At 52.9% G+C, this 23,153-nt stretch carries 19 protein-coding genes and 1 tRNA gene; 2 read left to right on the top strand and 18 right to left on the bottom strand.

All coding sequences use genetic code 11. The annotated features are described in order from the left end of the window. Positions 1 to 79: 79 nt before the first annotated feature. The 12 genes from GK091_RS11305 to GK091_RS11250 form a co-directional block, all read right to left on the bottom strand. Positions 80 to 2,623: a carboxylesterase family protein gene (locus GK091_RS11305; protein WP_164037511.1), complete on the bottom strand. Its 2,544-nt coding sequence runs from the start codon at positions 2,621 to 2,623 to the stop codon at positions 80 to 82. 144 nt (positions 2,624 to 2,767) lie between these two features. Further along, complete coding sequence (locus GK091_RS11300; RefSeq protein WP_164037509.1) at positions 2,768 to 4,831, bottom strand: alpha-L-fucosidase; 2,064 nt, start codon at positions 4,829 to 4,831, stop codon at positions 2,768 to 2,770. Positions 4,832 to 5,269: 438 nt separating this feature from the next. Beyond that, complete coding sequence (locus tag GK091_RS11295) at positions 5,270 to 5,743, bottom strand: DUF2306 domain-containing protein (protein WP_164037507.1); 474 nt, start codon at positions 5,741 to 5,743, stop codon at positions 5,270 to 5,272. Positions 5,744 to 5,880: 137 nt separating this feature from the next. Then, positions 5,881 to 6,123, bottom strand: a complete 243-nt coding sequence (locus tag GK091_RS11290) for a hypothetical protein (RefSeq protein ID WP_164037504.1) — start codon at positions 6,121 to 6,123, stop codon at positions 5,881 to 5,883. Positions 6,124 to 6,301: 178 nt separating this feature from the next. Further along, entirely contained in the window at positions 6,302 to 6,616 is a 315-nt protein-coding gene (locus GK091_RS11285) for a hypothetical protein (RefSeq protein ID WP_164037501.1), read from the bottom strand. Positions 6,617 to 6,860: 244 nt separating this feature from the next. After that, positions 6,861 to 6,947 (bottom strand) — tRNA-Ser (locus GK091_RS11280). Positions 6,948 to 7,019: 72 nt separating this feature from the next. Beyond that, positions 7,020 to 8,105 (bottom strand): asparaginase, encoded by a 1,086-nt coding sequence (locus GK091_RS11275; RefSeq protein ID WP_164037499.1) that lies wholly within the window; start codon positions 8,103 to 8,105, stop codon positions 7,020 to 7,022. 82 nt (positions 8,106 to 8,187) lie between these two features. Next, positions 8,188 to 9,009 carry a TatD family hydrolase gene (locus GK091_RS11270; protein ID WP_164037495.1) on the bottom strand — a complete coding sequence of 274 codons (822 nt, stop codon included), beginning with the start codon at positions 9,007 to 9,009 and terminating at the stop codon, positions 8,188 to 8,190. Positions 9,010 to 9,161: 152 nt separating this feature from the next. Further along, positions 9,162 to 10,181, bottom strand: a complete 1,020-nt coding sequence (locus tag GK091_RS11265) for a glycosyltransferase family 2 protein (RefSeq protein WP_164037492.1) — start codon at positions 10,179 to 10,181, stop codon at positions 9,162 to 9,164. Further along, positions 10,168 to 10,815, bottom strand: coding sequence for a polysaccharide deacetylase family protein (locus GK091_RS11260; RefSeq protein WP_212592954.1), 648 nt, complete (start codon positions 10,813 to 10,815; stop codon positions 10,168 to 10,170). The genes GK091_RS11265 and GK091_RS11260 overlap by 14 nt, the downstream gene beginning before the upstream one ends. Positions 10,816 to 10,884: 69 nt before the next feature. Next, entirely contained in the window at positions 10,885 to 12,006 is a 1,122-nt protein-coding gene (locus tag GK091_RS11255; RefSeq protein WP_164037486.1) for a glycosyltransferase, read from the bottom strand. Beyond that, the gene (locus GK091_RS11250; protein WP_246202206.1) at positions 12,003 to 12,965 is read right to left on the bottom strand and encodes a lysylphosphatidylglycerol synthase domain-containing protein; all 963 of its coding nucleotides are present in this window, start codon (positions 12,963 to 12,965) and stop codon (positions 12,003 to 12,005) included. Before GK091_RS11250 ends, GK091_RS11255 begins: the two co-directional genes overlap by 4 nt. 46 nt (positions 12,966 to 13,011) lie before the next feature. Here GK091_RS11250 and ruvC point away from each other — a divergent pair, with 46 nt between their 5' ends. Together ruvC and GK091_RS11240 are read left to right on the top strand one after the other, a co-directional pair. After that, positions 13,012 to 13,602, top strand: coding sequence for a crossover junction endodeoxyribonuclease RuvC (ruvC, locus tag GK091_RS11245; RefSeq protein ID WP_164037484.1), 591 nt, complete (start codon positions 13,012 to 13,014; stop codon positions 13,600 to 13,602). Positions 13,603 to 13,632: 30 nt separating this feature from the next. Beyond that, positions 13,633 to 14,055, top strand: coding sequence for a secondary thiamine-phosphate synthase enzyme YjbQ (locus tag GK091_RS11240; protein WP_164037479.1), 423 nt, complete (start codon positions 13,633 to 13,635; stop codon positions 14,053 to 14,055). A gap of 105 nt (positions 14,056 to 14,160) precedes the next feature. Here the strand turns inward: GK091_RS11240 and GK091_RS11235 are convergent, their stop codons facing one another. The 6 genes from GK091_RS11235 to GK091_RS11210 all read right to left on the bottom strand — a co-directional run bounded on the left by GK091_RS11235 (position 14,161) and on the right by GK091_RS11210 (position 23,070). Then, complete coding sequence (locus tag GK091_RS11235) at positions 14,161 to 16,272, bottom strand: thioredoxin domain-containing protein (protein WP_164037476.1); 2,112 nt, start codon at positions 16,270 to 16,272, stop codon at positions 14,161 to 14,163. Between the two features lie 132 nt (positions 16,273 to 16,404). Further along, positions 16,405 to 18,054: a T9SS type A sorting domain-containing protein gene (locus GK091_RS11230; RefSeq protein WP_164037473.1), complete on the bottom strand. Its 1,650-nt coding sequence runs from the start codon at positions 18,052 to 18,054 to the stop codon at positions 16,405 to 16,407. 168 nt (positions 18,055 to 18,222) lie between these two features. After that, positions 18,223 to 18,570 carry a hypothetical protein gene (locus GK091_RS11225; protein ID WP_164037467.1) on the bottom strand — a complete coding sequence of 116 codons (348 nt, stop codon included), beginning with the start codon at positions 18,568 to 18,570 and terminating at the stop codon, positions 18,223 to 18,225. A 272-nt stretch (positions 18,571 to 18,842) separates the two neighbouring features. Beyond that, positions 18,843 to 20,966, bottom strand: coding sequence for a putative Ig domain-containing protein (locus GK091_RS11220; RefSeq protein ID WP_164037462.1), 2,124 nt, complete (start codon positions 20,964 to 20,966; stop codon positions 18,843 to 18,845). A gap of 146 nt (positions 20,967 to 21,112) precedes the next feature. Further along, a complete protein-coding gene (locus tag GK091_RS11215; protein ID WP_246202205.1) occupies positions 21,113 to 22,177 on the bottom strand; it encodes a YjbH domain-containing protein in 1,065 nt (354 codons plus the stop codon). Between the two features lie 71 nt (positions 22,178 to 22,248). Then, positions 22,249 to 23,070: a YjbH domain-containing protein gene (locus GK091_RS11210; protein ID WP_164037458.1), complete on the bottom strand. Its 822-nt coding sequence runs from the start codon at positions 23,068 to 23,070 to the stop codon at positions 22,249 to 22,251. Positions 23,071 to 23,153: the final 83 nt, after the last annotated feature.

Raw genomic sequence — 23,153 nt, 5'->3', positions numbered from 1 at the left:
TAGCTTCTAAATAATTTACCAGCGTTACGAATAGGGTACTCGATGCGTCGTATCTCGGAGATACGACGCATCGAGTACCCTACTTATCCCCGTCCTTCTGCTCATTGACGGAGATGAGTTCCGGCGTTAGCTTCCAGTCGTTATCAAAGAAGCCCGCCATCCGAACGCCCTTGCTCCCATCCCGAACCATATCCAGGCCGAAAATCATGAAGTCAGGAAAACCACTGGCTCCGGCGAAGTACTGGTTGGCCGAAGCAGCCTTCATGCCCTTCAGCCCCGTTCCGCCAACGACCGCGACCGAGGCCGTTTTTGAGCTTTTAATGGGCCAGACAAAATAGGTGGCTACATCATCGCCCTGCCATTGCTGGCTCCCGGCCCGAATGCGATTGCGCTCCAGCTGAATCGGGCAATCGGCCAACAGTGCTGGCCAGGCGGCATTGTTGGTCGCGTTACCGAACAGAACGACTCCTCGGTCGGCGTATTTTGCCAGCGAAAAATCCGTATCGGCGATGATGTCGATGGCCCCGTTGCCCCGGTAATACCAGGTTTCAGCATCGTAGCGAGCTTTCTGCCAGTTCCAGTCATTTTCCTCCTTCGTGCCCTTTGTCCCATACACAAACACCATGCGGTTGTTGAATGCCTCTTTGAACGTACCATTCCGATGGGGTCCTTTCTGGCTCGCATCGGGCCGTTGCGTCTGCTTCCACTGCCCGTTTTCCCGGCGTAAAAATAAGGAGTCCTGCGCACTGGTCGTCGTGTACGTCAGCGCCGGAGTTCCGTCGAGCGTAATTGTCAGGGGCGTTTGCGCGCCGAATCCATCAAGGGCCAGTTTCAGGAGCGCTACATTGGCCGTCGTACCCGTAATGGACCGTCCCTTCCGGTTGAGTTGCATCCGACTGTAGAGAAGCGGCTGGTTTTGCTGTTCAATAGTTGCCCACCGGTATGTCGATGAGATGCCGGGATTGGCCGTCGTGAAATCGATCGCGTTCACCGTAGAATCGACAGCAATCTGATGCCATTTGAAAAAATCGAACAAAGGTTTCCAGTCAACGCTCTCGTCGCCGAACCAGTGACTACCGCCGGGGTATTCGTAGTAGCTCATATCGGGTTGCGATTCGCCCAGGAGTTTACGCATCTGACGCGCGTAGGTAACGGGCACCGTCCGGTCAGCATCGCCGTGGAGAACATAAATACCTAGTGGTTTGTAGTTGCTCGTCAGTTTCAGCACGTCGCTCTGATTGCCGGACCGTAACAGCATCTTTTCCAGTGGATTCGTACTGGAATCCGGAATCACCCCATCGGCGGAACCGTATTCTTTCAACGTCGGATAACCCGCACAAGGCGCAATAGCTGCCCATTTATCGGGATAGGTAGCCCCCAGGAACCAGGTCCCGTGTCCACCCATCGAGTGACCAGTCAGGTATATGTGCTGCGGGTCTGGCTTAAATTGTTTTTTCGCAATCGTCAGCACTTCCAGCGCATCGATCCGGCCCCAGTCTTCCCAGTTAAAGCCGCGTGGCCGCCGATTGGTAGCCGCCACCAGATTACCCCAGTCTTTGGCTTTGTAGGCCCGCGCCTGACCACTGGCTTCCACACCCGCCCCGTGTACCGACAGAAACAGCGCCGAGGGGGCAGTTGTGACCGATGACTGGGGGGTCACAGCGTAGTACTGCAAACTGCCATCGATCTGGCTAACAAAGGTCTGGCTGTATGACGCACCGGCAGGAACGGCCTCCACGGATACCGTACCTGCATCGAGCACCTTCCCTTTTTGCGTAAGGGTCAACGCGCAGGATTGTGGGCCTTTGGCGGTAACTCCACTGCCATCGAAGCGAAACGCTACCTTTCGACTCGACAGGGCCGGAATGACGGGCAGACTGGTTGTCAGCGACTTTCCGTTCACGTTACTGCTTATCTGCAAGCCAGTCAGGGGGGTCGTCGCGGCATTGACCACGACCACAGCGCCCTGAAGCGAAGCATTCGATTCACCTATCCGGATGCTGGGCAGCGTGGGATCGTCGGTGAACAATAACGCGGACTTATCCGAAAAATTCAGGCTGGCCGTGATCATGACACCGCGCACATAAAACTCATTCAGTCCTTTTTTGAGCTTTACCGGAATGTGCAGATACCCCATGCTGTAGGCATCGCCCATATGCAGTTCACCGTTTACGTAGACGTTGCTGTTTCCCTTGATAGTCAGCAGAGCGACCTGTTCACGGGTCGATGGATACGTCAGGTAGGTATAGCCCCCGCCCCCACCGATACCACCCCGCAGTGTACCCGCTACCACGCCGGGGCCGGCGGGTGCGCCCCCATTGCCCCGGAAATTTCCCCGAAGCCGTAACCGGTTCAGGCTATCGGCGGTGACGGGCATCCATTTGATTTCCTTTCCCTGCTCGTCGGTGCCGAATACCGCCCCTTCAGCTGGGGATTTAAGCGTACCGGTATACAGTTGATAGGCCAGCGGATCAGCATAAATTGCTTCCCGCCCGTAGCGGCTGCCGGTCAGCGCGACCAGTCCTTTCGTAAAGGAATACGTCGTGGACTCAGGCTTCGTCTGGGCCTGAAGATGGCTCACCGAAAGCAGTGAGACAGTAATGTAAATAAACCGTTTTAACATAGTTGATGGCTATACAGTAAGGAACGTTTCACAGAAGCACAGAGACTATCGAGCTCAGCAGGTGATACTATCAATACATCCAGGTCCGGTGTTCTTTGTGCCTCTGTGGGCAAAAATTTAAGTCTGGTTGCTAACGAATATCGTTTAGCGCGTCAGGATGCCGAGTTCGGCAATGGCGACGGTGGTATCGGTTGCCCCTGTTGTTTCGAGGGCCTCGAATTTGAGATAACGCGCTGGCTGCACCTTATCGAACCGGACTGCCTGCCCGACCGGGTTGTTATTGATGTTGCTGAACGCGCCCTGGCTAACCGGTGCCGACCAGTTTTGTCCATCCTGGCTGACCGAAACAGCATATTTGTAGACGATACCTTCTTTTCTGCCATCCTGCCGGGGCAGGTATGTAAAGCCGTTCAGCATTAGTGTCTCACCCAGATCAAGAACCACCGGTACAGGTCCATCACCTACTTTACGCTGCTGCCAGAACGTCATTGGATTCCCGTCAATCAGGCGGTCGATGCCCTTTACGGGTACCGTCCCGGCTGACACAACCGTCCATTTGGTCGAGCTAATGTCGAAGTTCGTGGAAACAGGGCTGCTGGCTTTTTTCATGTTATCGATGAACGCGCGGGCTTTTACGGTGCCGCCCTGCACCAGCGCAAACGGCTGGCTGAACCGGGGACTGCTGGCCGTTGGCTCAGACCCATCGGTCGTGTAGGTAATGACCGGATCAGTCGTGCGAGGACAGGCGATGGTCACTAGCCCGTCTTTGCTCCGGCTAATGACCGGGGGTACGATAAGTTCGGGGGCGTTGTAGAGTTCGATGTGGCGAATAAGCGGACTGGCTTTGGCTTCCTCGATGGTCACCCGGATTTTGCTCGTTGTCACAACCGGGAACCGCAGTATGCGCCGATTGCCGATGGTTGTTCCCTGCGCAATGGTTTGGTAGTTACCGTCCTGCCAGGCCGCCACGGAAAACTTTTTTACCCGCTGCCCTAAGGCAATGTATTCTTCAATGAGCAGTCGATTGAGCGTCGTCGGTTTCCCCAGATCAATGTCGAGTGTAGCCTGTTTGGCACCGTCGGCGGCTGCCCAGTACGTATCCCGGCTTTTGTCCAGTATGTTGCTGGCGGCAAAAGTCGGGGCTTTACTGAGAACGCTGCTGGCCGTAATCACCTTGCCACCAGCCAGATTAATCGACGCTTTGTCCGTGTAGGCTTTCAGTTCCATAAGTCGCGCAACGTCGTTTTCATGGACCAGCCCCCGCCGATCGACGGGTAGGTTCAGTAACCAGTTCCCATTGCGCCCAATCGAACTGTAATAAATATCGACCAGATGTTCCAGCGACTTTACGTTGTTGTCTTCGCTGGCGTGGTAGTACCAGCCCGGCCGGATCGAGCAGTTGACTTCGGTGGGCACCCAATGCGTACCGTCTTCATGACCCGGTGTCAGCTCCCAGTAATCCGGATAACCCGGATATACCTTATCCCGATTCAGGGTAGCCCAGTTGGTTTCACCCGCATAGCCATCTTCGTTACCCACCCAGCGAATATCGGGGCCCGCGTCGCTGAAAATGACCGCGTTCGGCTGATACTGCCGCACCGTGGCGATGAACCCCGGCCAGTCGTAAACCTGCTTTTTGCCGTTGGGTCCTTCCCCATTGGCCCCGTCGAACCACACTTCGAAAACGTCACCGTACTGGGTCAACACTTCTTTGAGCGTATTCTTGAAAATTTCGTTGTATTGCGGGGTTCCGTAGGCGGGGTGGTTTCGATCCCAGGGCGAGAGGTATACACCAAATTTCAATCCATATTCCTTGCAGGCAGCCGACAGCTCTTTAAGTACGTCGCCCTTTCCTCCCCGCCATTTACTGTTTTTGACCGAGTGTTCCGTGAATTTACTGGGCCACAGGCAGAAACCATCGTGGTGTTTGGCCGTAATGACAATGCCTTCCATTCCCGCTTCTTTGGCGACTTTCGCCCACTGTCGGCAATCGAGCTGCGTCGGATTGAACAGGTCGGCAGTTTCGGTGCCGTGCCCCCACTCTTCATTGGTGAAGGTGTTCATGTTGAAGTGCACAAAGGCATAGTACTTCAACTTATGCCACTGCAACTGGCGGGGCGATGGGACGGCACCATAGGGTGTTGGCGTTTGGGCAACCGTCAGCCAGGACAAACTGACAAGGGCAAAAAAGAGGGCAACAGAACGCATAGCAGGTTGTAAGAGAGTAATCCAGTATTCGTTTAACGTGTCAAATTGGTGTATCTGCTGTCTTCACGATCTTGATCACAGCGGAATTCAGCCGGTCAACAGGATGCGTGCATTTAGCTGGCCTTAGCAACACCCGGTACGTAGACCATTCGTCGCGGGCTACGTCGCGTAACGGGCCCACTGCCGGAAACCGTGTCTATACCCCAGACATGCCTATCCAGAACTACATCACCAATTTTTTAACCCCAAATGTACCGCCAGAACGCGTAGATCTACCTATTTGGGCTATTTTGTTGTGCACTTTCTTCCGTCGGAGACTTGTTCCAATCAGAACGGTCCTGACTATTCCCTTCTTCCAGGATTAGTCAGGACCGTTCTCGTGTCAGGCAAATCGGATTTACTATACGTTAAGTCGTTGTACCATGCCGATTAGCCAGGTCACCCTTGATGAGAAGCCAGCAGGCGAGAAGCGTGTTTGCGAATCAGGTACGAACTGATGCCCATCGTTATGCCGGTAGCGACGAACACCATTGGCCAGAACTGCCCCATGGGTAGTGTGCGCGTCAGTAGTTCGGCCCAAAACGCGGCATAGAGCCCGGCTACTGACCAGGTCATGAAGTAGTAATGCCAATGGAGCCAGTTGGCAACGTGCCGACGAATCAGTGCCGGGATGAAGCCCCCGAACAGGCAAAGCAGACTTAGCATCGCCAGCCAGTGGAAAGGACCGAAGCGACCAAACAGATGATAGATTTGAAACACGGTCAGGTTAAGCACCAGCATGCTGAGGACATACGCATAACCCATGCGTTTGTGGAGCGTTCCCCGTTTGGGGTTGAGGATGACGATTGTCCCCATCAGCATGGCTGATAAGGAAGCAATTAAGTGAACGAAACCCAGGGTAGAGTGAACCATATGACTACGTGTGCTATGGAATCAAAACTAGATGCCGATCGCCCACGCTCGTCATTTTTTTCGACCAACTGGCTTGTGGACCGGATTAACGCGGCTTGTGGAGGAATAAACCTGTTGTCGATTCGGAACGACGAGGGTTACTTCTTCTCAATCGCTGCCCAAATCTCCATATACTGAAACAGGTAGACCTGACAGGTGGCATATTGCTTGTTCAACTCAACGCGTAGCTGTTGTTTCAGACACTGCTGGAATACCTTTTTCGGCTCGTCGGGCAAATTAAGTAGGGCATCGGCGAGCAATTCAGTCGTCATCATGCCGCTTTTGAGCAGACGATGGAGCTGGAACAACTGCCGACGCAGCTGTTTATCGTTACCATTCATCGTTTATCGTGGATAGGGTACTACGCCAGCGGTTAAGCCAGCGTTACTGGATATTGCAACAGGGTAAAGTATCGACTTGTAAAGAGTGGTTTCGACTCTTTAAAACAGTTGTCCGACTTTAGCGAAGTAGAGTGTATTTTGGCCAAGAAAGGCTATTCAAAACAATCCTAAAAGGGCACTAATCAGCTGTTTTCGTCTCAGCTTCGTATCGCTCGATAAGGTCCGTAAAGGTCTTGTCATGCTCAAACATGAAGTCACGGATTTCGCTGTCGCTGGTGTTGTGACGATCAAAATCATCCAGAAATTCACCCTCGCCATTGAAATTCTTGTAAACCGCTAACGCTCTGGCGGTCGACACTAAACGGCGGAAATAAGCATCTAACTCATCCTGTTTTTTTTCGCCCGCCGGATGTTCAAGGCGTAAAGGAGCACGGTTCGAAATTAATTGATCGTACAATTCGTCAAGCGATGTCTGGTTAATCGTTCCGTTCATAAACGTGAGAAATTAGTGGTAACTCATGGATAAACTGGCCTGTGGTTGGGCTGTATTGATAAAGTCCCGGTAAAGTCGAAATTACTATCGGGCGCATCAAATTCCATTTCAGGCCAGCCAATTTTTATTCATAGGGTGCGTTCGGACAGGCATTTTTCTCCGGAACAGTCACCCGGAATCCCTAAACCCCTTAACAACAAAAATGCGTAACACGCTACTAAATAGCATGTTACGCATAATCGGGCAGAGAGCGAGGGATTCGAACCCCCGGTACCCTTGCGAGTACTTCTGATTTCGAATCAGACCCGTTCGACCACTCCGGCAGCTCTCTGTTTCGTTTGGGAGTGCAAATATGTGCGATTGTTTTTTACAACACAATACTTCATGAGTAAAAAAATCAGACTTATTCGCTCATCTCACCATTAAGCGGTTGAGCCAGTAACCGACGTACCTGCTCAGGATCACGTTCCTGACCCAGCACAATCATGAGTTTCGTGATGGCCGCTTCCGTGGTGATGTCGTTCCCGCTCACGACGCCGATCTGCTGGAGCATTTTACTCGTCTGATAACGACCCTGCGTAACGCGTCCGCCATTGCACTGCGATACGTTGAAGATGACAACGCCCCGATCAATGGCATCTTTGAGCGTAGTCAAGAACCAGTCATCCGTTGGGGCATTGCCCGCGCCGTAGGTTTCGAGCACAACACCCCGCAGATTTTTGATCGACACGATCGATTCGACTACCGGTTGGGTGATGCCCGGAAACAACTTCAGAATTGTTACGTTCGTGTCGAGTACAGACTGAACCCGAAGCGACCAATCCGGCTGGTAGGGACGAATATATGGGCGGTTGTAGTCGATGCTGACGCCTGCCGTAGCTAAAGGCGGATAGTTCTCGGACGTGAACGCGTTGAACTGGACGCTCTCGTGCTTGGTCGATCGATTTCCCCGCAACAGAAATGAATTGAAATAAACGCACACCTCGGAAACAACGGGACGGCCCGCTGTCGGCGAATCCGTATCCAGAGCGGCAGCAATCTCCAGAGCGGTGATGAAGTTTTCACGGGCATCGGTACGCGCGACGCCAATGGGCAATTGGGCACCCGTCAGAATGACCGGCTTGTTCAATCCGACGAGCATGAAGCTCAGCGCGGAAGCCGTATAAGCCATCGTATCGGTCCCGTGAAGGATTACAAAACTATCGTACTGGTCGTAGTTCTCCTCGATCAACCGAACCAGTTCTACCCAAACGGCGGGTTTCATGTTCGATGAGTCGATGATCTCGGGAAGCGTCAGTATCGTGATCTCAAAGTCGAAACGGTTCAATTCAGGAACGCGATCAAGCACCTGTTCAAAATTAAACGGAATAAGCTGGCCTGCTTTCGGGTCATACACCATGCCGAATGTACCACCGGTATAAATGACTAGAACGGACGAGCGGGGCTGTTTGGGTAATACAGGATTGATGCGAACTGTCTTGTAAGGCATTCGGTAAAAATGATGAGGTATGTTGACTAACGACAAGGTAAATTTCAACTGACAACTGAACTTCGGGCTTACATAGCAACCCTTATTGTGGCAGCAGATTCGCGTACAGAGCGGGCAGCAGTGATAACGCATTCGACGTGGTATGTCGGGCCACATCGTCGATGTTGATCTGTTTCAGGTCAGCCACGCGCTGCGCAATGAGTTTGATGTAGGCTGGCTCATTGCGCTTGCCCCGATACGGTACGGGTGCCAGATAAGGGGCGTCCGTTTCCAGCACCAGATGCTCTAGACCGACGTGCGGCAACACTTTGTCCAGACCACCATTCTTGAAGGTACTAACGCCCCCGATACCAAGTTTGAAACCCATCTCGATAGCGCGGTTCGCTTCATCGAGGGTGCCGACGAAACAATGGAAAATTCCGGTTAGTCCGGGCAGCGCCAGTCGCTCAATCACATCGGCGGCTTCCATGAATGCATTGCGATCATGGCCGGACCGGGTATGCATGGAGACAGGCAGGTTTTGGGCGGCTGCCCAACGGAGTTGCGTGTCGAAGGCAGCGAACTGCTGGTCCACAAAGGTCATATCCCAGTAAAAATCCAGTCCGATTTCGCCCACGGCCATGTACGCGTTTCGGTTCAGGTGGTCTTCAACAGCGGCCAGTTCATCGTCAACGGTGTCGTTGACATACGCCGGATGCAGGCCCATCATAGGCAGGCATCGATCCGGGTATTGTTCGGAAAGCGCCATCATACCGGGAACGGTTTCGCGGGCGCAGTTGGGCATCCAGATCTGGCTGATCTGCGCGGATTCGGCCCGCGCCAGCATCGCATCGCGCCCGCCCTGACCGGGTTCTTCGTCAAACTGGGTATCGTAAATGTGCGCGTGTGTGTCAATGAGTATCATCTTTTTCGGGCAATAGGCTGTTGTTCAGCCGAATCAATTTATAAAGTGGCGGCAGGTACTCATGTCATGGGTTTTAACCCGCTCCTCAACTAATGCACAACCGGGTTAAAACCCGTGGTACGTCTTTAGGCTACGCTTAACTATAGAAATGGCTAGTTATAGGTTCTTCCTTTCCAGCTGATTGGCGTAGGTAGCCAGTAAAATAAGACCGACAGTGGGCCGATGATCAGCAGATACGCATCAAATAGCAACGCGTACGGCCATAACTTGGTTTGCCGCAACCGGTTTATTCCAAACGAAATGACAAAGGTCTGGATAAACAGTTTTGCCACGTATAACCCAATAGCCAGTGCCGGACTGAACCAGCCGATCAACAGCAACAGCGGCAAAGCGAGATACTGGACATACAGCGAAATAACCATCCAGACCGGCAACTGAACGGCTCCCCGCATCCAGCGTTTGCGCTGCTGTAAAAATTGCGGAAGCGTATCGACGGCTTTCGTCCGCGCCAGGGTCTGCGGAGTCACCACGGTTCGAAAACCGAAACCCTGGCGTACGACGGCCTTGAACAGCGTGTAATCTTCCACGACCGAAAAGGGCAGTTCGTCATAACCGCCAACGGATTCATACGCGCTCCGGCTCACTGCCATGTTGTTGCCCATTGCCGTAACCGGAACCCCGGCACTACTCACCAGATAGGTCAGGGTCAGGTTATAAAGCCAGTCGATGACCTGAAGTTTGTGAAATATTGCAGGACCTTCGGGGAGAGTGATGCCGGAAACAATACCAACCGCTGGCGTCAAGTGCCGACGCATTTCCAGTACCCATTCATGAGGGACTTCCGTATCGGCATCCGTAAAAAAGAAAAAGTCGCCCGTTGCTTGAGCGGCCAGTTGAGCCAGCACATTCGCTTTGCCCCGCAGTTCGTTTATCGACTCGTTGCAAGGCACGAGCCGGAACTGAGGTTTATCCGCAATGAAAGCGGCTACGATCGGCCCGGTCTGATCCGTGGATTGATCATTACCGATGAGTACGTCCAGGTCATCAATCGGAAAGTCGAGTTGAGCAATGGCTTCCAGACAACGCAGAATCGTTGTTTCTTCGTTACGGGCTGCAATCAGGATACTTACCGATGGATTGATGCTGCGTTCCCCGTGGTTAGTATCCGGCATAAACAGGTTGCGGAACCGCACGGAATGAGTACCCTCGCTCGGCAAAATGAGCCAGCATCCGGGGCAACACATAGCGCATCGTCGGCCATGCTTTCAGACTATCGTGGAAAACAACGATAGAGCCGGGTTCGGTATACTGAATGGTTTTGCGCAGGCACACATCCGGGTGTAGCCGCCGGTCAAAATCCCCGGTCAGCACATCCCACATCACCACAGAATAATGTTCCATCACCTCAGCAGCCTGTGCCTTCTTGATCCGACCATACGGGGGCCGGAAAAGCGACGTTTCGACACCTAACTCCTGCTGGCATTTTTGGATATTTTCCAGATAGACGGTATCGTCCGTTTTCCAACCGTTGAGGTGATTGAACGTATGATTACCGACCATATGCCCGGCTTCGAGTACTTTATATAACATATCCCGATGCTTCCGGACGTTATCACCAATGCAGAAAAACGTTGCCTGCGCTGCATATTTGTCCAGTTGGTCCAGCACAAACTCCGTCACTTGCGGAATAGGACCATCGTCGAACGTAAGATAAATCGTCGGTTCGACCCTATCCTCGACCTTCCACCAGAATTCGGGGTAAACCGTCCGGAACAGAAAATTTGATTTGTGCAGAAACAATGACAAAGCAGTTTATCGTTTATGGCAACTAGTATACACCGCTTGGGGCACCCCATTTGTAGTGCGTACTGCCTGTTAGCTAAGCTTTCGCCCCTTCCAGTGGTATCCTTTTCCCTGGGCCACCAGCCCGAAGAATACGACGTAGAATGGGTAAATCAACTGCGTCAGTGGAATCGTGGCCACTGACGATTTTTTTTGTAAAAAAACAAGAACCTGTCGTAAAAACAAAAACTCGGGCACAACCTTCAGCGCAACAACGATTAGTGTAGCATTTCCGTTTAAAAATCCGAGCAACCAGCCCAGAACAGCCAGTACCGGAGCCGCATTGCTCAGAAAAACGAACACCGCCAATACAGTTGGTCCCCAGTTCTGATACATACGCCATTTGCTGGCCCAACGTTTCCGCTGGTTGTAAAAAGCAGACCATGTCCGATGCGGCTGCGTGGTAACAATGGCCTCCGCACTTTTCAGAAATCCGATGCCAGCCGGGTAGCGGGCCGCAATTTTGTGCATCAGAAATTCGTCGTCACCTGACGCCAGCTGATCCACACCCGCAAAGCCGCCTACTTCGACAAAAGCCGCTTTCTCGTAACACAGATTAGCCCCGTTGCACATCGTTGGACGTCCGAGCGCCATCGTGCAGGCACCGGACCCGATCAGACTGGCAAACTCTACCGTCTGTAAGGAGTCCGTAAGAGCCTGATTGGTTGTAAACGTCACCGGTCCCGATAGTACATTAAAACCCGTTTTCTGATAGAATGAAGCAAAACTTGCCAGCCAGTCCGGGCCAACGCGGCAATCGCCATCGGTCGTGATGATCAATGTCCCCTGCGCAACGGCAATGCTCTGGGTAATGGCCCGCTTTTTAGGCGACGCCGTGCGTTCATTGGCCAGGGCCAGCGGACGCAGCAAAAACGTAGCCTGACGCGCGTAATCCTGAACGATCGCTAATGTCTGATCGGTTGAGGAATCATCGGCCACGATTACCTCAAAATTGGCATACGTTTGCTGACTTAAATCATCCAGCAGGAGACCGATGTTGGCGGCTTCGTTACGAACGGGAATGATGACCGTCAGGCGTGGGCCACTGGTCAGGTTGCTGGTAGGCGTAAATGAAGGCATTCGCAGCCAGGTGATCCAGAGCGTAATGGTAAATAACGCATACAGCAGGCTAACCGCCAGCAAGAAACCAATCATTCGGCAGTCAGTTTTAGTTTCCAGACCCAGATCAGGCCAACGAGAACCGGGGTTAACACATTGGCAAGCCATAGCGTCAACGTAGCCGTCAGCAGGACCGGTGCCGGTATGCCGAACGGGGCAAACACCCAGAGCGACGCGGCTTCCCGAACGCCCAGATCACTCAGCAGATTGAACGCAGGGGTAATCGTTTTCGCCAGAAAGACCAGACCAATACCCGAAGCAGATATGGGCACTGGCAAGTTTATGCCAAGTAACCGTAACGCCATATAAAACTGAATTGAAAAAACCAGATAGCGGGTCGCAGCTGCACCAAGCGCCAGAACAATTTCTCGATTATCGTACTGCCCCGCTACAGTCCAGTATTTCGCAAATCGACCCGCGACCGGTCGCTTTTCCAGCCAACCGATTACTGGCCGGCGCACCAACCCGAACACAACACCCAACCCGGACAACAGCGACAAGATCACCAGTAGCAGTTGTCCGCCCGACGTTGCCCGATCCGGTGCTACCATCAGGTGATGTCCCCATGCGACAGCACCGAATACCAGTGCTACGTAAAACTGCATACCGCCCGACACCAGCGACGCACCCACGGCTCCCGCTCGGTTCATACGCAACGACAGTACCCGCCCGGCGGTATCGCCCAACTGAGCAGGCAAGGCAAACCCCAGCGCGACACCGGCTAACACACCTTTGTAAGCCGCCCAGAACGTGACGTTTTCAACACGTCGAAGCAGGATTTGCCACTTGAGTGCTTCAAATCCCCAGTTGACGGGTGTTAGCAGGAAGAGGGCCATAGCCCATCGTTCGGGATAGGCTACGGTTTGAAGCTGGCGTTGTACGACGGTCCAGTCGAAGCGTTGCTGTCGCAGGACGTAACCGATATAGATCACCAGTCCGGCGAAGACGACGATTTTACCCCAAACGACGATTTTTTTAGCTAGTTTCAGCGACAAAACGTATGAGAACACGTTACTTTGCAAAGAGCACAACGCCACATTCATGATAATTACTCCCAAACCAGCCGCTGTTATCCCGGAAAAAATAATTTTGGGGGTCGATCCGGGCACCCAAATTGCCGGTTATGGCATCATTTCAGTGAAAGCGGGGACGATGACTATGATCCAATACGGCGTCGTAAAGTTAACTCAATATAGCACCTACCAGCTAAAGCTACAGAAACTCTACGAAACCATCCTGCGTCTGATCGACGAGTATCATCCCGACGAGATGGCGATTGAAGACCCGTTTTTCGGTAAAAACGTACAGGCCATGCTGAAGTTGGGCCGGGCACAGGGCGTCGTTATGGCGGCTGCTTTGTCACGCAATATCCCGATTGTTGAGTACGCACCCCGACGCATCAAACAGTCGGTGACAGGCAACGGAAACGCAACGAAAGACCAGGTTTCGCAGATGGTCGGTCACCTGCTCCGGGAGGATCTGGACCCTAAATTCTTCGACGCTACCGACGCACTGGCCATTGCGGTCTGCCACCATTTTCACGAAAACGCGCTGCCGTCGGTTTCCGGGAAGAAGACAAAAAAAGGCGCGTGGGGTGGTTTTGTCAGCGAGAATTCGGACCGGATTCTGTAAGGTCAGTGACTACTCTCCGTTCAGAATCATATGCCTACTTTTCAGCAAACCATTCACCTGCCCGCCTATCCGCGCGGTTTTCACCTGATTACCCGCATCGTTGAGCGGGAATTTGCGGACCTGCAACAGATCCGGGTTGGGTTGTTGCAGGTGTTCATCCAGCACACATCCGCCAGCCTGACCATCAATGAAAATGCCGATCCAACCGTGCGGGGCGATTTCGAGCGTTTTTTCAATAAGACCGTTCCCGAAAATGCGCCGTATTACCAGCACGATTATGAAGGCTCCGATGATATGCCCGCTCACCTGAAAGCGGCCATGTTGGGTCACTCGGTCACCATCCCGATCACGAACGGGCGGCTGAATCTGGGAACGTGGCAGGGCATCTATCTTGGTGAACACCGCAACAATGGCGGTCGCCGAACGCTTATCCTGACAGCTTGGGGTGATTAGCGAACGAGTGATTGAGCGAAAGAGCGTTTGAGTGATTTCAGCCATTCGATAACTAGGCTTCGTTATCACTTTGTCACTCAATCACTCGTTCGCTAATCACTCTTTTTACCGAAGCAACGTCCACACGTCGGCTACGCTCGTAACCGGCAATTGGCAGGCTCGATTATAGCAAACGTACACGGCGGTCTTCCCCTCAATCGTGCTCCGGTGCTGCAACAGAGGTAAGTCCCCTTTGCCGGTTGTGCCAACGATAACCTTATTCGGATAAAATTCGGCATCCAGTTCACGGCGGTATTGCTCAGCCTCCGGGCCAATGATCGCAATTTCGGCGGTTGGTCGCACCCGGAGCGCAAACAGGGCGGCCCAATTGGTCAGGTAATCAGCGTTTTGCTGAACCAGTGGTTGCACCCGTCCTAGCATCCGGTCAGCCCGTTCTGCGTAGGCGGATCGATCCAGAAGTAAGCTCAACGTATATAAGTTCTCGGCCATCATCGAATTTGACGATGGAATCACATTATCGAACAATTCTTTGCGACGGGCAATGAGCTCTTCCCCATTCTTGTCGGTGAAGAATAGCAAGTCATCGGCGGATGGGTCACTGTCGGCGAAGTTAGCCAGCACGTATTTCGTCAGCTGATCGGCTTCAGACAGCCAGCTTTCGGTGAAGGTTGCCTGATAGAGCGCGAGTAACCCATCGATGACAGCCGCGTAATCGTCCAGGAAACCGGCCTGCCGCGCCCGGCTCGGTCCGCCGTCGCGGTTCTTGTAGGTGTGCCAGAGTCGTCCGTTGCGGCTATCGCGCATTTTTTTGAGCAGGAAATAAGCCAGTCGCAACGCCAGCGTCAGAAACTCCGGTTCACCGAATACCCGGTACGCCGTAGCCAGTCCTTTCAGCATCAGCCCATTCCAGGAACACAGTATCTTATCGTCCAGTCCCGGACGAATACGCTCATCGCGCACCCGCATCAGCCGGACGTGGGTGGCATCCAGCCGAACGTTCAGATCAGCCAGTGACCAGCCCATGCGCTGGGCGAAAGACTCATCCGATTCAGTACGGTGCAGTATATTGCGCCCATATCCATGGTGGCCATTTCCATCGTGGCCATGTCCATGGTGGCCCTCTTCCCAGTTTCCTTCATCGGTCAGGTTGTATAGCTCGGCAAACCAGTCGTAGTCATCACCCAGGATTTCCCGTAGTTCCGGTGTGTTAAACGTGTAAAATTTGCCCTCCACGCCCTCGCTGTCCGCATCGAGTGCGGAGTAAAAACCACCGTCAGGGCTTAATAACTCGCGTTGCGCAAACCCGATAGTCTGGTACACGACATGCCGGTACAAGGGGCTTTTGGTCAGGCTATACGCTTCGGCATATAGTGTGATGAGTTGCCCATTGTCATAGAGCATCTTCTCGAAATGGGGGGCGAACCAATCCGCATCGGTCGAATACCGGGCAAAACCGCCCCCCAGTTGATCATAGATACCACCAAGCGCCATCCGGTCAAGGGTCAGTTTAACCTGATCGAGTGCTACCTCATTGACAACTGATACGGATGACTTAGCGGTTGTTGCGTCATGATAGCGTAGGAGAAACCGCCAGATGCTGGGCATCGGGAATTTCGGCGCACGACGCATACCCCCTTTTTCATCATCAGCTTTAACGGCTACTTTCCGATAGAGCACGTCGAGCGTTTCCGGCGAAAACAGGGGATCGGTTTGTGTCAACCCATACCGATCGGCGTCGGTCAGGTTTAGCTCACGGGCGAACCCCTCCGCCGACTGTTCCAGATCAGGTCGATTCTCTACGTAGGCATCGCGAATGCTGCCCAACAGGTTCACCCAGTTTTTCTGCGGCAGATAGGTAACGCCGTAGAAGGGTTTCGCATCAGGCATCAGGAACACGTTGAGCGGCCAGCCGCCCTGCACCCCCATCGCCTGAACGGCATCCATGTAGATGGCATCAACATCCGGGCGTTCTTCCCGGTCCACTTTGATGCAGATAAACGATTCGTTCATCACCCGTGCGACCTCGTCTTTCTCGAACGATTCGCGCTCCATCACATGGCACCAGTGGCAGGCCGAATAGCCGATACTCACCAGAATCGGTTTGTTTTCCGTTACGGCCCGGTTCAGTGCTTCTTCTCCCCACGGATACCAGTCGACCGGATTGTGGGCATGCTGGAGCAGGTAGGGACTGGTTTCGTTACTTAGTTGGTTTGGCATAGTATAACCTCACGGCAGTGGCCGACCGTCCCCGGCCCCTCCCACAACGGCGGACCGCCTGATCAGGAGAGGGGAGCAGGATCGGATTTTAATGTTTCCCTTACGGTAAAAAGATAAAACGCAGTCGGATAATCAGTGGGTGATCAAAATTCGCTGCGTCTGGCTTCCGGTTTCGTTTTGAATACGTACGACATACAGTCCGGCAGGTAACTGCGAAGTGAGTAACTGTTCGCTCGCGCGGCTGACCGTCTTCTTCACCACGAGCTGGCCCTGTATCGTTAACAACACCAGTTCGGTCGGTGTGTTTGGCAGGCGGGGAAATGTTACCGTAACTACGCTGCTGGCCGGGTTAGGCGATACCGTTACCGATGCCAGATCCGTTTCCGTAGCGGTCACCATGCCCATGTCAAATCGACATAGATAAACCTCGCGACCCGTCAGTTCGATGGTTTGCTGCCAGGTTTTGTAGCGAACCGTCACACTCGTTTTCTGGGTATCGTTTGCCGCATACGAGTTTTGTGCCGCGATCAGAATTTTATTATCCTTGACCACGCCCCGCCAAACGGGCAACTGTTTGTCCATTAAGTCGCGGGCGGGTGTTTCGATAACCAGTTCATAAGTCCCCTGAAACATATCGGCAAAGCGTGATAGCCGGTAGAGACCGTGCGTAAAGTGTTCGTAAGCCGCGTAGGTATCCGTTCGGGTCTGTTCCAAACCGGGATTTTCCCAGAGCCACAGCCCTGATGCCCCGGAGAAAAAGGGGAAAATAGCCGTTGCTTCGGCCATAAACGGCTGAATAAAGTTCGGGTAACTGCTGGAACTGTCATGATACCGCAGCCACACCCACGGAACAACGGGTTTGGTACTCCACGCCCGGTTCACCTCCACATGAAACAGCAGATACGGCAAATAGTCACGAGCCAGCGGATTCGGATAATCGTAATAGTAATAGGCCGATGGCGACAGAGCGTCCAGCTGATCGTAATACGCTCCCCCTACCCCGCGACCACTTGAATCCTTGACCAGGTAATTGACCCGATTCAGGTTCGTCGTCCAGTCCGTCCAGGAATTACCGATTACGTTGAGGTAGGTATTCAGAATGGGCGTATCGGCATAACTGCTGACGTTCGTATTCGTCAGGTCCGTGTGCTGACGTACGTACGACATGCCCTCCGCGTAGAGCGACCGGATGGCATTTTTATACGCTACCAGAAAATCAGCGTCCGACAGTTGACGGTACATAACCGGTATCGTCGATTCGTTTTTGAGCGCCAGAATCCGCGTATCACTGGGCAGTATGCGTTCGATGTCGAGTGCCAGCCTGTCGAATGGAATTATGTATAATCCAGCCGCATTCTTTTGCCCACCCGACAGACTGGCCAGGTAACTGTCCCACTTGCTGCGGTAAGCGATCAGGCTATTGTTCCAAGGGCTGGACAGCGTTTCCCAGGGCTGATTGAGTCCTGTAGCAAAGCCATAATACACGGTAGCCCGCTGACGGGCAGTGACGAGCGAGCCGACCTCATTATCCTTCGCCGTAACCAGATGGCTGAATCCATGCCGAAGCGGGCTTGCCTGTTGATCCGCGAACCGGGGCCCCCCGTAAATAACCGGAAAGGGCAGGGTAAAGTCGGGAAACTTGTTCCACTCGATCTGATTGGGCTGACTAACAGGTGTGAACGATAAACGGTCAGCACACACCGCCTGCGCCATCAAGCAGTGCGTTGATCCACTCCATAAGCTGATTACTAGCCCGGCAAAAACGGCAATAGAGACGCGCATACGGCAATTTTTCCTCAAATCTACCCCAAAAAATCGGCGAACGAGCAAGGTTTCGCCGATTCTGAGTGTAGGCCCGGTTTACTGGCCTCTTCCTGCTTCAGCCGGGTAGCCCAGCAGGACTATGTAGTTGTCGATTGGACGTACGTAACGGGCCTTCTTACGACCTGTTTAATTTGCTTTGTCTGTCAGTTCTATGTAATTCCCAGACTGATCATAGGCTGGTCGGAGCGTTATTTTATCGCAGGTATTGGCGTCTACGTTGAGGAAGATAATGGCAACGATCTGGTCTTTGGTGGCTAACCGTATAGCTACCGACTCATTGCTGACCGTGTAAAGTTTAGCTATAATTGACCCACTCGATTGTTGCTGATTACTTCCCAACACCTGATCAGGATCATCAACGGTCCCATCGGGTTTAAAGCGGAGCGAACCCGTTGTCGGTGCTCCATCGATCAACCCACTCGTAGCTTTATAATGCCACGTTCCGACGAGATTCCGGTTGAGGGCGGGGGGCACACAACCTGGGACGTCGATCGGCTTTATTTCCGTACAAGCCACAGTAGCGACGGTCAGCCAGAAAAAAATATGTCGTACGACCCGGTATCTATTCATTCGTAATTAATTAACGCCCTCTTGCAGTTTATCACAACGTACGTGCTTATCAGGATGGGACTAAACAGACTGCCAGGTAGCTTGACTCATACAGCTTCATCTTTAAAAACTGAACTGCAATAAAAAAGGTGCACCGTTTAAGCCCGATGCACCCTATAAAACGACATGATCGTTACTTACTGTTTTAAGATCTTCACAACCTGCCGCTGCGTTGGCGTCGTGGCCTGTAGGAAGTAAAAACCCGTTGTCCGACCCAACCGAACCGTAGCGCGCTCAACGCCACCAGCCTGTTGAATACTGCTTTCGCTGATGTTCTGACCTTTGCTGTCAATTGTTCTCAATTGCAGTGTCTGACCTGCCGCTCCGCGGATTTCAACGTCCACCGTTTCCGAAGAAGTTGGGTTGCCGAGAATTGATATTGATAGCTCTTTTTCTGCAACACCGACACGGGCCGAATTCAGACCACAGGCCGCCAGCCAGTTATACTGGAAGCTCGACGAGGTTGGTGGGCTTCCGGCCTGGATAGCCTGGAGCGTAATCGTTGGGTTATCCGTATACAGATTCAATGTGTAAGGACCAGGGCTTGTCGTTGGCATCGATTCATTGACCGCAGCGAACGTGATGGTTTGGCCATTTACACCGACATATTGTGGCGTATAGGTCAGTGCCCGTTGCGTAGCCGTTACGGTCATGCAACTCACCGTCGTTACGCCCGTGATGGAGAACGGAACGGTGGCAGAAGCTTGTTTCACGGTCAGCAGGAACGTAGTAGCTACTGAAAGACTACCTGGATCCGTAGCCTTTACCGTTACCGTAAACGGTGAGCCAGTGGTCGTCGATACCGTACCGCTGATCGTAGCCGGAGCCGTAAATGTCAGTCCTGCTGGTAGTCCGGAAACAGCCAGCGTCAACTGGTTGCTGGCGGTCTGAGCATCAGCGAACGTTGCCGACGGAATCGTGTAGGCGAAATACTGACCAACGGTCGCTGTCTGCGAAGGAATCGGGGTAGCTACAGTTGGGGCTGTGTTCGGTCCGGTTCCGCCACCGCAGGCTGCAAGCCAGTTGTATTGGAAGCTGGCGGCTCCTACAGTGCCTACCTGCACGGCCTGCAAATTAATAACTGGGTTATCGGTGTACAGATTCAGCGTATAAGGTCCGGGAGCCGTTGTTGCGCTCAGTTCGTTGAAAACCGAGAATGAGATAGGCTGCCCGTTCTTGCCCGAGTAATTCGGCGAGAAAGTTACCTGACGCTGACCGGCGGCTAAGGTCGTACAGCTCACCGTCGTCACGGCGGTGATGGCAAACGGAGTCGTTGGTGGTATTGGTGCGTTACAGGCGGCTAACCAGTTGTAGGTGAACGTTGCCGGGTTAGCGGTGCCTGCCTGTACTGCCTGTAGGCTAACGACCGGATTGTCTATATACAGATTCAGTGTGTACGGAGCCGGATTCGTTGTTGGCGAAAATTCATTCACGACGGCAAATGTTACGGGTTGCCCGGTTAGGCCCGTATAGTTAGGCGAGAATGTAAGACGGCGTTCACCAGCGGTCAGCGTTGCGCAGCTCACTGTCGTTACACCCGTAATCGCAAATGGCTCCGTGACAACAGGACCGCCCGACACATTAAGTGAGAAGGATGCACTAGTTGCCAGCCCTTTGCTGTTTGTCGCCGTGATGGTGATCAGGCTCGATCCAGCCGACTCAAGCGGACCGATAATAACCGATCCGTTGAAAAACAGATTAGCGGGCAGACCGCTTGCCGTCAAGGTCAACTGATCATTTTTGGGATCACTGAACGTGTTGACTGGGATTTGATAGACGAACGTAGAACCAACGCTTGCATTCTGGTTTGGTATCGCGTTTGCCACAACTGGTGCCAGGCTTGGCACGTTCGATGGAACAACCGTCACCGTCGCAACGGCCACATCGCTGGTACAGCCGCTGAAGGAGCAGAGCGCCGACACGATCATAACACCGGTCGTGCTGGTCGGTACGCTTATTGTGCCACCTGGCGCTACGGTGTAAACGCCCGCGCTGCCAAAATATTGAATGATCCCCCCTGGGCAACCGGTTGCGGTTATGCCGACAGGCGTGCCTACGTTGACAACGGTCTGGGACGATGGGGTCAGAACAGGTGGAAGCAGTCCGCAGCCATTCGTAGCACTGACCACTGGGCTCGTGACAGGATCGGTTATCACGTCGACTGGAGCGGCCGAAACCTGTAGGGCGATCGTCAGACCGAGCAGTAAGCTCAGGCATCGCATGACGATGTAACAGATTTGGTTCGGTAGATATAATCGCATAACAGTGAAAAGTTTACTAAATGGTTAGTGGACTGATTCAAAAAATAAAAAACTGCTGGAATTCGGTCGGCATTCCGGCAAAAGCCGTTTTAACGAAGTACTACGAAATCAAAAACTCTTATTACCCGCTGGCCGAACCAGCTTTGTTAGTTCTGTAGCTGACGACTCAGATACTGTCCGTGATACTGCCGGAGCAGCGCGTCGAGCTGGTTACCCACTCGATACCGACTTCCGACATTCGCACCAGACCCGTTGTAAGTATACTCCCACCGGAATTCCTCCGTCGTTCGTACTCTCAATCGATTCGACTGCGCAATTTTGCCCGGCGGAATCGGTATGGCAAAGTTGAATCCAGCCGTTGATCCCCGTGTCGTCTTCGTGGCAAACAGCCCCACTTCGACCGAGTAAAACTGCCGGATAAAATCCAGCCTGACACCCCGATCCTGATATAAAAACTGCCCACCCGTCAACTTAAGCGTTATGTCCCTTTTGTTAATCCGGTAGGCAACGTCGGCCAGCACCATCCCCTGCTTCATCGGTTCGTAGTAAATGCCAGTCTCGGGGTAATAATAGTCGCCCGTTATACTGGCTTCCAGTCCGAATGACCAGGGTTTTGTCAGGTTTGCCCGCCGGTACTGCACATTGACGCCGTACTGATTACTGTAAAATAAGCCAACCGAACCGCTCACAAAATTCTGGTGATCGAGCGCCAGGAACTGATTCAGATAAATCGGTGCCGGGCGGATGTTCATCGGTTGGTTATCGTAATTATTCACTATCGGAAACAGCACCCCAACATTCAGCACCAATCCCCGACTCAAATACAACTGACTCTGCAACAGCAAGCTCGTCTTGGTCTGGAACGGGTCCAGCTTGAAGCCGAAATTGGCAATTACTTCGGGTTGGATCCGAAAATCAACCTTATAACGACCCGGTCCGTAAGGGATGAGTCGCCTTAATCGCTTCCGCTCTTCACTCGTCAGCAGACTAGTTCGCCAGGGTTCCGAAGGCCGATAAGCCGCGATCGGTACGCCCTGATACATGGGCACGTACTCCGTTATGGCTTCGTTTTTCATCACCTGACTCAACTCAAGCAATCCGATCAACGGGTTTCGATACAATCGCTGCTCGTAAAAAAGCCGGTGCGTACTGCTATCGAGCGTTAGATTCTCAAAATTCGTCAGTATCCGTTGTTGGTCTTGCTGACCCAAACAGGGTTGACCAGCCCATCCTACCAACACGACAAAAAAAACAAGTACCGCTCTGCTACTCACTACATCAATCACTTTACGTCTCCCCGCTTCACTCGAAGCCGTTTAGGCAGTTCCAGCAGCGAAACGGCATACGACGTTCCGAACGTAACCTGATCAAAATTGATGACGCCCGCCTGTACCGTCCAGCGCTTGAACAGTGTTGCATAAGCGCCCAGATTCAGGTGTCGGGCATCCCACTCGATCATGCCCCCTATATTTTTTTTGTACCGAACGACTACGCCCCCAAACGGACCCGATAGGTATGGATTCGGACGTTCATTTTTATTGTGGAGTTTATAGTTCGAGAAGATGTTGAAGTCATTCCCTACGTTATCACTCCGGTCAAAATAGAACGGACTCCCAAAACCAGCGGTCACTTCGGCGGTGACGTGTTCACTGAGCGTTACATTCTTGGTCGCTACAGCCGCGTACGTCACGAGCGAATTATCGTAGCCGAAAGGTGCCGACACGATGACTGCTACCGATGGTCGTCGTTCACGCTCTGTCAGCACGCCGTATTTTACGTCGAACTGCCGGTCACCGATCCCTCTGGCCTTTACGGGCAGATACCCGTTCACGTTGTAAAAGTTAACGTTTATCTCCAGTCGGGGCAGCACAACCAGGTGCGCATAATAGATACTGGCTGACTGGTATGTTACATTACTACTGACTACGGCGTTCGGGTCATTTGCCCTTAGGTCGTAATTCGATGGATTGTAATGATACCCCATCTGAAACGTCCCATCCGGTAGTAATCGGGCAGTGGGGATGTTCAGGATTCCCGGTTTGCCCGAGATATTAACCTGTGCCCTACTCCACCCTGCCGTCAGTAGCAAACCCGTTACCAGCACTACGTGTAAACAATTCGTCACTATCCTGCGCCAACTCATCAATACCGCTGAATACATAGACCCTCAGGATAATTCAATCCGTA

It is taken from the genome of Spirosoma agri (assembly GCF_010747415.1).
Lineage (GTDB): Bacteria > Bacteroidota > Bacteroidia > Cytophagales > Spirosomataceae > Spirosoma > Spirosoma agri.
This window is presented reverse-complemented; position numbering and strand designations above follow the sequence as displayed.